This is a genomic window from bacterium (assembly GCA_024228115.1).
Classification (GTDB): domain Bacteria; phylum Myxococcota_A; class UBA9160; order UBA9160; family UBA6930.
On record JAAETT010000337.1, the window covers coordinates 22,049 to 32,310 of the forward strand.

Sequence of the window (10,262 nt, forward strand, 5' to 3'; positions counted from 1 at the left end):
GCTCCATCCCGGCCATCGGGGAGGATCGCGCGATCCCAGTGGCCCGGCAGGACGGGCGGCCCATCCTTTTCCTCAGCTGCCCGCCGGTACGTCGAGTTCGCGGCGCAATGCCTCGAGCGGCCGCGGCTCTGCCCGCCAGAGCCCCGCAAAGGGATAGTCGAGATCGAAGAGCGACATGTAGAGCACGGTTATGGCGCTCGCCGTGAAGCTCAGCAACAACGCTTCGAGCAATGGCGCTCGCAAGTCGAGGATCAGGAAGCCGATCATCATCAAGGTCGAGAGCAACTCGATCTGGAACCAATGGATGCGCGGGATCGGGCGCGTCGAGATGGCAAGACGGTCGCTTCGGGCGCGGGTCGCCGCACGGAGCTCGTCATGGATGGCGGCCAGGGTGACACGATCCACTTCGTCGGCAACGCCGTCGGCGCTGAGACCATGCAGAACGCCGAGCACCTCGAACAGGATCGGTGCGGCCTCGGCCGGTTCCAGATCATCGGGCGGGAACTCGACGTCCAACACATGCCCGACATAGGTACGCACGCGCCGGTCGATCTCGCTCCGCTCCGAGCTTCCGCCCATCGCGCGTCCCAGTAGCAGGAGGCTCCAGAGACTGCTCGCCTCGGCCCGGAGTGCCGTGCGCAGATCGATCTGCCGCGAATAGGCCTGCTGGAAGGTGAAGCCCAGGATGAGGGCGTAGATGATGCCGATGACGGTGAGGAATGTGCCGACACCCTCTCCCAGATCATGGGCGGACGCCGTACCGAGGGGTTCCTGGACGAGGTCGGCCAGGAGGTGGTGGACGGCAAAGGCGGCGCTCGCAGACAGGGCCGGCGCCGCGAAGAGCACCCAGGGCTGAGACTGGATCAGCTGGTTGACGTACTTCTGGAGCCGGGAGAAGGGATCCATCGTTCCGCAGGATCCTAACCCAGGCGCCTCCCATTCCTCGCACCCGCATGGAGGGATCCTCCGGTGGGTTACGATGCGCTCTGCAGGCTCACGGAGACATCCCAATGCAGATTGCTCAGCCCGTACTGGTCACCGGAGGGACGGGTTTCATCGGACGGCGGCTGATCGATCGGCTGCTCGAAATGAACCTGGAAGTCGTGAGCTTCGCCTTGCCGGGCGAACCGGTTCCGGACCATTGGGGCGAGAAGGTCAAACTCCTGCGAGGCGACATCACGAAGGCGGAAGACGTCCGCGCGGCCATGGCCGGCATCCAGACGGTCTTCCATCTTGCGGCGGTGGTCGGCATGGGCGCCTACGACGTGCATTGGGCGGTTACGGTCGAAGGCAGCCGCAACGTCTATGACGCGGCGCTGGCCAACGGCACGAAGGTCGTCCTGGCCTCATCCATCGTGGTGTACGGAGACCAGATCCAGAATGGGATCTGCCATGAAGGGCTCGACCACGGCAGCCACCAGGGTGCCTACAGTCGCGCCAAGATGGCCCAGGAGAAGCTTGCGCTCGCCTATCGTGCGGATCGGGGCCTGGACCTCGTGGTCGTGCGCCCCGCGAATGTGTATGGGGTGGGCAGTGGACCGTGGGTCGAGGGGATGCTGGGCTTGATCCAAACGGACATGCTTCCCGTCGTTGGTGATGGTTCCGGCAACGCGGGCCTGGTGCATGTCAACAATCTCGTCGATGCGTTCCTGCTAGCCGCGGGCGACCCGATAGTACTCCCAGCGCGCTCCCTGGGGATCGATCGCCCAGACCTTGTTCTGGCTGGCATAGCAGCAGGTCTGCTCGTCCTCGACCGAATCTACCAGGCCGGCGGACTTCAGACGATCGGTGGCGGCATGCACGTCGGCGTCGTCGAAGACTTCCACACCCAGATGATTGAGACGCTCGTCGGCCTCGGGGTTCTCGAACAACACGAGCTTGAGGGGCGGTTTCTCGATGGCGAAGTTCGCATAGCCGGGCTTGCGCTTGTTGGCCTTTACGTCGAAGAGCTTCGAGTAGAACTCCACGGCCTCGTCGAGATCCTTGACGTTCAGTGCGAGTTGGACACGCATGTGTGACACCTTTGCTTGAATTGGACTCGTTGTCGAGGTTGAGGAAGTTCAGCCCTTGCGAGCGAAGATGTGAAGGCTCGTCACCGAGCCGGCGTATTCCTTCACCTGTTCCGGCGAGAGGCCGAGTTCTTCTACGACGCCCTGAACGATCGGATCGTCGAGTGCAATCGCATCGAGAAACGACGACTCGCGATCCACCCGGATCTCGGCGAAACCCGCCTTCCGAATCGTCTCCAGGTACGTCTCTCGAAGGCTCGCTCCCCCCACGCAGCCGAGGTAGGCATCGACGCTCGCAACCACGGCCGCCGGAAGCTCTTGCTCCAGCACGATATCGGAGACCATGACCCTGCCGCCGGGCCGCAAGACACGAAACGCCTCCTTGTAGACGCTCTCTTTGTCGGGAGAGAGGTTGATCACGCAGTTGGACAGGATGACGTCGACGCTCTCGTCCTCGATCGGCAGATCCTCGATATGGCCCTCCCGGAACTCGACGTTGGTCACACCCGTCTTGCGCGCGTTCTCTCGTGCCTTTTCGAGCATGGCCGGCGTCATGTCCACACCGATCACCCGCCCCGTCGGACCGACCTGCCGTGCGGCCAGAAATGAATCCATTCCCGCACCGGAGCCCAGGTCGACCACCGTCTCGCCCGGATGGAGGGCATCGATCGCGGTCGGATTCCCGCACCCTACGCCCAGGTTGGTCCCTTCCGGGACCGCAGAGAGCTGTTCATCGTCGTAGCCGATGCGGCGCGCCGCCTCGTTTGCGCGCTCGGTATCGTCGAAAGCTTCGACGACGCGGGTATAGCCTTCCTTGACCTGCTCGCGGAGCGCCTCGGCACCTTCGGCGCGGCGACGGGCCGGTGCGATTCCTGAACTCTCGGGATGGTTGCTCATGGTTCGTTCCTTCTTGAATGAAGTTTCGAGAGAATCAAAGCTCAGCCAGCACTCCCTGCGTTGGCTGCAGCAATATCGGCGGCGTCGGAAACGACACCCTCTTTCACGGGAATGCCCTGCTGGACGAAGACGTCACCGTCCGCCCAATGACCATGTGCCGTGAGCCACATTCGGATCAGATGGCGCTTTCGCTCCGGCTCCTCGTGATCCTCGAAGGCGGTACGCATGTGCAATGCGGCGCTGTTCTTCAGGTAGGCGATCTCACCGGGAACGAACCGGAACTCGAAATGGAATTCCCGGTCGAGGGCAATCTCGTCGATCAAGTCGAGAAGCTGGACCTGTTCGGCGGAGAGGCGGGGCGCCTCGGCGTGGCGTTGCGCATTGCGGATGTACCACCCGATGTAGAAGAGGCGAAAGCGTTCCTCGTGGTAGGAACAGATGGGCAGGTTGAAGATCGGGGCTTCCCCTTCACTCTGCTCGTTGTTCCGATCCCAGGCGAACGGCTGGTAGAGAACCGGGATGAGATCGGGCCGGCGTCGCAGGATCTCGTTGTAGATCGCTCCGCAGCTCGCCAATCGGCTCTTTCCGCCCCACGGCGATTGCTTGAGGCATAGCAGCGCGACGATGTCCGATCCGTCGCTGTGAAAACCCAGTTCGATGTTCGTCTTGTAGAGCCGTTTGCCACGGTCGCCGGGGTTGGCGCCGACGTCGCGGATATGGCTCAGCAGATCGCCCGCCGCGTTCTGGGAAACGCCTGTGCCCATATGGGTGCCGATCCCCCAGTGGATGATCTCCATGTCTTGCTCGCTATAGCGGTCGATGGGGAGGCCCTTCACGTTGATGAAGCCAGCGCCCCGGTACAGCACGTGCATCCAACGAGCGATCGAGGGGTGAAGAGTTTCCAGCGGAAAATCGCTCTGGGTCAACTCGGTCAGCGGCTTGCCCGTTGCCTTCGCATGGGTGAGGGCGGCGTGGATGTCTTCGAGTTCGTCCGAGCTCAACGTGTGCTGCCAGTCGGATCGCAGGATGATGTCGGCAGACTTCCAGACAGTGGCGTCCTTGAGCGGCTCGTTGAGAATTTCGGTCATCGTTTCTCCTTCTGGGTTCCTGGCCAGCGCTAACGATCCGTTTCGCTGCCGAGCTCGCAGCCATCCACACCCTGACAACAGTTCGCCGTCAGGAAATCGAGCAGACCACTCATCGCGGCGAAATCGGGGCTGTAGATCCGAGACCTCCCCTCGCGCGTGCAGCAGACCAGGCCCGCGCTCTTCAGCTCTTTCAAGTGGAAGGAAAGCGTCGCGGACGGGATGTCGAGAGCAGCGCCGATGGCGCCGGCGGGCAGCCCTTGCGGGCCCGCTTGGACCAGCGTCCGGAAGACGTCCAGGCGTGTCTCTTGAGCCAGTGCTGCAAGTGCGCTGATCACGATTTGTTTTTCCATATTTCCAATAGTATATAGATATCGAAACGTGTCAAGTGGCGAAACCGGATGAATTGCAACCGCTTCAACTAGTTGTTTTTACGCCGATTTTCACCATCCCAAAGCGGGCGCCGGGATTCTGGCAGCTGAAGAGAAGGAGAGACCGAGATGGAAACCACTCTCGCCTTGGGTCTGCTGGCCCTGTTCGGCGTCCTCGAAACCCTGGCCGGCGCCTACTCGCGCGGGGAGTTCCGGCGTGACGACTGGATCATCAACCTTCCGAACCTCGGCCACCTGGCGATCATCGTGCGGCCAGCCATGGTCGGCATCGTGGCCTTCCTGCTCGGAGGGCTCGCGCCCGAGTTCGAAGGAGCACTGGCTTCGACGCCTCTATCGATCGCCGTACTCGCCGTCCTGCTGCCCGACCTGTGGGGACGGCCATGGAAACTCCACCGTACCCACCACACGACGCCTAGCATGAAGGTTGGCGTGTCCTACCAGGAGAACAGCCTCTGGTTCGGCGAATGGAGCCACGGGCAGGGCAACTACGCTACGCTCGTGTTCCTCTACGACGTCCTCTTCGGAACTGCCGCCCTGCCCCACCATCCGCCCACATCCATCGGCATCGAAGACGATTCGAAAGACCCGTGGTACGTCCAGCTGTACTGGCCCTTCATGAAGGCCAGCGACCCGAGCAGCGATTTTGCAGCTGCTCCGCCGCGCCATCCGGTCTCGGACAGCTGATGGGCATCTTCGAGCGCTACCTGACGCTGTGGGTGACGGCTGCGATCGTTGCGGGGATCGCCCTCGGTGCGCTCCTGCCCGGCGCCTTTTCGGTCCTGGCCGATCTCGAGATCGCCCAGGTCAACCTGGTCGTTGCCGTTCTCATCTGGGTGATGATCTACCCGATGATGGTGAACGTCGACCTGGCGTCGCTTCGCCACATCGGCGATCGCCCGAAGGGTCTTACCATCACGATCATCGTGAACTGGCTGATCAAACCCTTCACGATGGTCGGTCTGGGCTTTCTCTTCTTCGAGGTCTTCTTCGAAGCCTGGGTGAGCCCTGCGGACGCCCGGGAGTACATCGCGGGGATGATCCTGTTGGGCGCTGCGCCCTGTACCGCGATGGTCTTCGTCTGGAGTCACCTCACCCGGGGAGATCCGGCTTACACCCTCGTGCAGGTCTCGGTCAACGATTTGATCATGGTCTTCGCGTTTGCCCCGCTGGTCGCGCTGCTGCTGGGTGTCGCGGATGTGATCGTCCCGTGGTCGACGCTCTTGCTCTCGGTCGTGCTCTACGTGGTCGTCCCGTTGGTTGCGGGCTATTTCACGCGACGGGCATTGATCGACGAGGGCGGAGGCGAAGATCGCATCGCCGCGTTCAGTGCGAAGCTCAAGCCCTTTACCATTGTGGGTCTGCTCGCGACCGTCGTTCTGCTATTCGCCTTCCAAGGGCCACGCATCCTCGATCAGCCCCTGTTGATCGCGATGATTGCGATTCCCCTGCTCGTCCAGAGCTACGGGATCTTCCTGCTCGGCTACGGATGGGCCTGGGCCTGGGGGCTGCCCTTCTCGATCGCCGCCCCGGCCGCCCTGATCGGCACGTCGAACTTCTTCGAGCTGGCTGTGGCCGTTGCCATCAGCCTTTTCGGGCTGGAGAGTGGGGCCGCACTCACGACCGTGGTGGGCGTGCTCGTCGAGGTACCCGTCATGTTGTCATTGGTGGCGTTGGCGAACCGGACGCAGGGGCACTTCCCGAGAGCGTGAATCGCCGCGGAAGCCGAGTCCGCCGAAAAGGTGTCCAGCCGGAGAACCCGGCCGAGCCGCCAGGACCGGAAATCATCTATGGTGAGACCGAACCCTCGAAAAGGAACTCCGCCAATGACCGACTTCAGCAAGGTTCCGTGGATTGCCGACCACATCGAGCTCTACCGGACCGACCCGGAAAAGGCGCACATGTGGGATTCATCGGCAGTCGGCGGCACGGGATTTCTCCCGACGCTGCTGCTCACGACGATGGGTAGGAAGTCCGGCAAGCCGCGTGCGTTGCCGTTGATCTACGGCGAAGCCGGAAACAGCTACGTCATCATCGCGTCGAAGGGCGGCATGCCGGATCACCCTCTCTGGTACTTGAACCTCGAGTCGAACCCGGAATGTGAACTCATGGTGGGCCCGAAGGCAGTCTCCGCCCGGGCCCGCGTGGCCGAGGGCGAAGAGCGGGAGCGTCTCTGGAAGCGAATGGCAGAGATCTACCCGCCCTACGACCAGTACCAGACGAATGCCGGCGCTCGCACGATTCCGGTGATCGTACTCGACCCGGTGGGCTGATCGTCGACCGGGGCTCGGAACCAGCTGGATTCTGCTTCCCTCCAACTCGGCGGTGGCCTTGACCACGGCCGCATGGCGGCTCCCAGGAGCAGAGAACAGGAGACGGGATCGTGAAGGTATTGGCACTCGGCGGATGCGGAGGCATGGGGCGTCATGCGGTGCGGACGGCGATCGGCTTCGACTTCGTGCAGGAAGTGATCGTTGCCGATCGGGACGGCGAAGCCGCCTCGAACTTCGCGAAGAGCTGCGGAGGCAAGGCCCGCGGAGTGCATGTGGACGTCACCGACGGCGTAGCCCTGGGCAAGCTCCTCGGGGATGCCGATGTCGTCCTCAATACGGTGGGCCCCTTCTACCGCTTCGGCGTGCCGATCCTCGAAGCGACCATCGATGCCGGCTGCCACTACCTCGACATCAACGATGATTGGGAGCCAACGCTGGACATGCTGGCGCTCCACGGGCGCGCCGAAGATGCCGGTGTCACAGCGATCATCGGGCTCGGTGCGAGCCCCGGCATCTCGAACATGCTCGCGGTCAAGGCGATGGCCGGGCTCGACAGCGTCGACGAGGTGCTGACCGGTTGGAGTCTTGGCGAAATTGGCGATTCGCTGGAAGAAGAATCGTCAGCCACAGGAGGCCCGAGTGCCGCCCTCGTCCACTGGATGCACCAATGCTCCGGGTCGATTCGCGTGTGGCGAAACGGCGCGTTCGCGGACGTGCGCCCGGTCGAAGAACGCGCGGTCGATTTCCCGTCCATCGGTGCGGGCCGAGCCTGGTCGGTCGGCCACCCGGAAGCCATCACGCTTCCGATGACCTTCCCCGAGATTGGCAGTTCGGCCAACCTGATGACTGGACCGGCCTCGCTGATGCGCGCCGTGGTCGAGCTTCGCGATGCGATCGACGCGGGAGACCTCACGGTAGAGCAGGCCGCGCAGATGATGGCGCAGCCGATACCCGATGACATGAAGAAATCGATGCGGGCCGAGCGTGGCAATGCGAACGAACTTCCTCCGCTCTTCGCTCTGGCGACCGGAAGCAAAAGCGGTGCGCCGCGAAGCATCGGCGCAATGATCCTGGGCGCGCCGAGCGGTGGCATGGGCGGCGTCACCGGCATTCCCCTGGCCTTGGGGCTGCCACTCTTTGCGTCGGGCGAGGCCCCCCGTCGCGGCGTCTTCGCTCCCGAAGGCGCCGTCGATCCGGACGCGTTCTTTGAAGCCCTGGCACCCTTCTGCCATGCACCAGGAGACGAGACACCCTTTGCTTCTGCAAGCGAGCTGATTCTCGTCACCACGGACGGTCGATGAGCCCATGCCGAATACGCTCAACTCCATCGTGATGGATCTTCCTGATCAACAGGAACACGTCGCTGCGGGGAATCCCCAGGCGCACTCATTCGAGTGCGTTCATCCATCCTGGCAGAGGCCATGACGCGCAGACTGATTCGCGGAGGCTGCATCGTCAGCCTGGACCCCGACGTGGGAGAGATCCCTCGCGGCGATGTCCTGATCGAGAGCGGAAAGATCCTCGAGATCGGCCCCAGCATCGATGCGGGCGACGCCGAGGTCATCGACGCCAAGGACACCATCGTGCTTCCTGGCTTCGTCGACACCCACCGCCACATCTGGCAGGCGGCCATGCGGAGCATCACGGCGGACTGGTCGCTGATGGACTACTTCCGCGGCATCCGGATGCGGGCGGCGCCGGCCTTCCGCCCCGAAGACATGTACGCCGCCCAACTTGCAGGGGCACTGGAAGCCCTGGACGCCGGGGTCACCACCGTCGTCGACTACTGTCACAACCTGCTCACACCGGATCATGTCTCCGAATCCATTCGGGGACTGCAAGATGCCGGACTTCGCGCGGTCTGGTGCTTTGGCTTCAACACACCGCCCGGGACGACCTCGAAACCGAGCGACACCGAGGGGAAGGCAGAACTCGCCCACAAGATGGCTGCCGAGCACTTCGCGTCGAAGGACGCGCGGTTGACGTTCGGGATCGCACCCGAGGAGCCGGGACTCACGACACCGGAGCATTGCGAGTTCCAGTACCGGACCGCTCGCGAGTTGGATGCCCGCATCACGCAGCATGTGAACTGCCTGCGCATGGGAAGCGACCCGGAAGAAGTCGCGAAGCTCCTCGGACCTCGCGGGTTGCTGGGACCTGACGTGCTGCTAGTCCATATGGGCTACACGACCGGCGACGAGTGGAAGATGGTCGCCGACGCCGGAGCGGCGGTCTCGTTCACGCCCGAGACCGAACTGCAGATGGGGATGGGCATCCCGCCCACCGGAGTCGTGAGACGCTTCGGCATCACCCCCACCTACGGGGCCGACATCGTCTCGAACAACAGCGGCGACATGTTCTTCCCGCTGCGCCTGGCGCTCCAGGTAGAACGCGGTGTCGCCAATGGTCCGATCGTCGAAGGCGGCTCGATGCCCGAAGGGGTGACCGTCAGTTGCCGGGAGATCCTCGAATGGGGAACGCTCGGCGGGGCAAAGGCCGTCGGCCTCGATCATCGAATCGGCAGCCTCGCGCCCGGCAAGCAGGCCGACCTCGTGTTGATCCGCACCGACGGCATCGGCTTCGCCGGCTGGAACGAGCGGGATCCGATCGCGAGCGTGGTGCTCCAGGCAAATGCCGGCATCGTCGACACCGTGCTCGTGGGTGGCGAGATCGTGAAACGGAATGGGAAGCTGTGCGCTGACGTGGCAGCCGCTCGTGAACTCCTGGCCACTGCGGTTCAGCACGTCGCAGAAGAGGCCGAGGCCTTGGGCGGCTTCCATGTTCCCGGCCAAGGCCTCGAGGTCTGAGATGGAATTCGGCATCGCGCTCGCCACGAGCATGGAATCCTGGAATGCCGTGAAACGTGCCGAGCTGCTCGGCTTCTCGCACGCCTGGTTCTACGACACCCAGCTCCTGAACCCCGACGTCTTCGTCGGGATGACCCAGGCGGCGATGCAGACCGAGCGCATCCGCCTCGGCACCGGGGTGCTGATCCCGTCGAACCGCATCGAGCCCGTCGCAGCCAACGCGTTCGCCTCACTTGGCAGGATCGCGCCCGGGCGGATCGATTTCGGTGTCGGCACCGGCTTCACGGGCCGCCGCACGATGGGCCTCGGTGCGCTGCCTCTGGCTCGGATGAAGACCTACGTGGAGCGCGTGCAGGCGCTGCTGCGCGGCGAGACGATCGAGTGGGATTTCGAGGGCAAGGTTCGCAAGATCCGCTTCCTGAACCCGGACTTCGGCCTGATCAACCTGGAAGACGACATTCCGCTCCACGTCTCTGCCATGGGCCCAAGGGCCCGGCGGGTCGCTGCCGAACTCGGCGGCGGCTGGCTGAATTTCGGAGGACTGGTGGAGCCGGCGATCTCCGACCTGGAAGACATGCAATCCGCGTGGAAGGAAACCGGGTGCACCGAGCCACTCCACAGCACACTGTTCATCCTCGGCTGTGTGCTCCAACCCGGTGAAGCACTAGCCTGAACTATGCACGAAAGTTGGCTGAGAAGCTGGCTTTCCAATGTTTCAGCGTGCCGCGCGGCGATTGACGCTGACGGATCTCGTTTTGGGTGGTCGATGCCCATTCCGTGGCGCGAATGCGGAGTGTGCTTC

Annotated in this window: 11 protein-coding genes; 7 read left to right on the forward strand and 4 right to left on the reverse strand. The window is 63.4% G+C overall.

Annotation, left to right across the window (positions count from 1 at the left end):
* Nucleotides 1-72: 72 nt before the first annotated feature.
* The gene (locus tag GY937_14960) at nucleotides 73-906 is read right to left on the reverse strand and encodes a DUF4239 domain-containing protein (GenBank protein MCP5058004.1); all 834 of its coding nucleotides are present in this window, start codon (nucleotides 904-906) and stop codon (nucleotides 73-75) included.
* 104 nt (nucleotides 907-1,010) lie between these two features.
* Between GY937_14960 and GY937_14965 the strand changes: the two genes are divergently transcribed.
* Nucleotides 1,011-2,018, forward strand: coding sequence for an NAD-dependent epimerase/dehydratase family protein (locus GY937_14965; GenBank protein ID MCP5058005.1), 1,008 nt, complete (start codon nucleotides 1,011-1,013; stop codon nucleotides 2,016-2,018).
* Between the two features lie 42 nt (nucleotides 2,019-2,060).
* On the opposite strand, the gene arsM is transcribed toward GY937_14965, so the two are convergent.
* From arsM to GY937_14980, 3 genes are read right to left on the reverse strand one after another with little or no spacing between them, the layout of a single operon-like run.
* A complete protein-coding gene (gene arsM / locus GY937_14970) occupies nucleotides 2,061-2,906 on the reverse strand; it encodes an arsenite methyltransferase (protein ID MCP5058006.1) in 846 nt (281 codons plus the stop codon).
* 41 nt (nucleotides 2,907-2,947) lie between these two features.
* Nucleotides 2,948-3,994, reverse strand: a complete 1,047-nt coding sequence (locus tag GY937_14975; GenBank protein MCP5058007.1) for a TauD/TfdA family dioxygenase — start codon at nucleotides 3,992-3,994, stop codon at nucleotides 2,948-2,950.
* Between the two features lie 29 nt (nucleotides 3,995-4,023).
* Complete coding sequence (locus GY937_14980) at nucleotides 4,024-4,344, reverse strand: helix-turn-helix transcriptional regulator (protein ID MCP5058008.1); 321 nt, start codon at nucleotides 4,342-4,344, stop codon at nucleotides 4,024-4,026.
* Nucleotides 4,345-4,491: 147 nt separating this feature from the next.
* Here GY937_14980 and GY937_14985 point away from each other — a divergent pair, with 147 nt between their 5' ends.
* From GY937_14985 to GY937_15010, 6 genes are all read left to right on the forward strand, one after another.
* Nucleotides 4,492-5,067 carry a hypothetical protein gene (locus GY937_14985; protein MCP5058009.1) on the forward strand — a complete coding sequence of 192 codons (576 nt, stop codon included), beginning with the start codon at nucleotides 4,492-4,494 and terminating at the stop codon, nucleotides 5,065-5,067.
* Nucleotides 5,067-6,092 (forward strand): ACR3 family arsenite efflux transporter, encoded by a 1,026-nt coding sequence (gene arsB, locus GY937_14990; GenBank protein MCP5058010.1) that lies wholly within the window; start codon nucleotides 5,067-5,069, stop codon nucleotides 6,090-6,092. The genes GY937_14985 and arsB overlap by 1 nt, the downstream gene beginning before the upstream one ends.
* Before the next feature lie 114 nt (nucleotides 6,093-6,206).
* Nucleotides 6,207-6,653 (forward strand): nitroreductase family deazaflavin-dependent oxidoreductase, encoded by a 447-nt coding sequence (locus GY937_14995; GenBank protein ID MCP5058011.1) that lies wholly within the window; start codon nucleotides 6,207-6,209, stop codon nucleotides 6,651-6,653.
* A gap of 110 nt (nucleotides 6,654-6,763) precedes the next feature.
* A complete protein-coding gene (locus GY937_15000) occupies nucleotides 6,764-7,954 on the forward strand; it encodes a saccharopine dehydrogenase (GenBank protein MCP5058012.1) in 1,191 nt (396 codons plus the stop codon).
* A gap of 93 nt (nucleotides 7,955-8,047) precedes the next feature.
* Nucleotides 8,048-9,460 carry an amidohydrolase family protein gene (locus tag GY937_15005; GenBank protein ID MCP5058013.1) on the forward strand — a complete coding sequence of 471 codons (1,413 nt, stop codon included), beginning with the start codon at nucleotides 8,048-8,050 and terminating at the stop codon, nucleotides 9,458-9,460.
* A 1-nt stretch (nucleotide 9,461) separates the two neighbouring features.
* Entirely contained in the window at nucleotides 9,462-10,133 is a 672-nt protein-coding gene (locus GY937_15010; GenBank protein MCP5058014.1) for an LLM class flavin-dependent oxidoreductase, read from the forward strand.
* Nucleotides 10,134-10,262: the final 129 nt, after the last annotated feature.

What these genes read in the sequence shown, in the direction of transcription:
- GY937_14965 (MCP5058005.1), top strand. Translation starts at nt 1,011, where the DNA reads ATGCAGATTGCTCAGCCCGTACTGGTCACCGGAGGGACGGGTTTCATC.
- GY937_14995 (MCP5058011.1), top strand. Translation starts at nt 6,207, where the DNA reads ATGACCGACTTCAGCAAGGTTCCGTGGATTGCCGACCACATCGAGCTC.
- GY937_14980 (MCP5058008.1), bottom strand. Translation starts at nt 4,344, where the DNA reads ATGGAAAAACAAATCGTGATCAGCGCACTTGCAGCACTGGCTCAAGAG.
- arsB (MCP5058010.1), top strand. Translation starts at nt 5,067, where the DNA reads ATGGGCATCTTCGAGCGCTACCTGACGCTGTGGGTGACGGCTGCGATC.
- GY937_15010 (MCP5058014.1), top strand. Translation starts at nt 9,462, where the DNA reads ATGGAATTCGGCATCGCGCTCGCCACGAGCATGGAATCCTGGAATGCC.
- GY937_14975 (MCP5058007.1), bottom strand. Translation starts at nt 3,994, where the DNA reads ATGACCGAAATTCTCAACGAGCCGCTCAAGGACGCCACTGTCTGGAAG.
- GY937_14985 (MCP5058009.1), top strand. Translation starts at nt 4,492, where the DNA reads ATGGAAACCACTCTCGCCTTGGGTCTGCTGGCCCTGTTCGGCGTCCTC.
- GY937_14960 (MCP5058004.1), bottom strand. Translation starts at nt 906, where the DNA reads ATGGATCCCTTCTCCCGGCTCCAGAAGTACGTCAACCAGCTGATCCAG.
- arsM (MCP5058006.1), bottom strand. Translation starts at nt 2,906, where the DNA reads ATGAGCAACCATCCCGAGAGTTCAGGAATCGCACCGGCCCGTCGCCGC.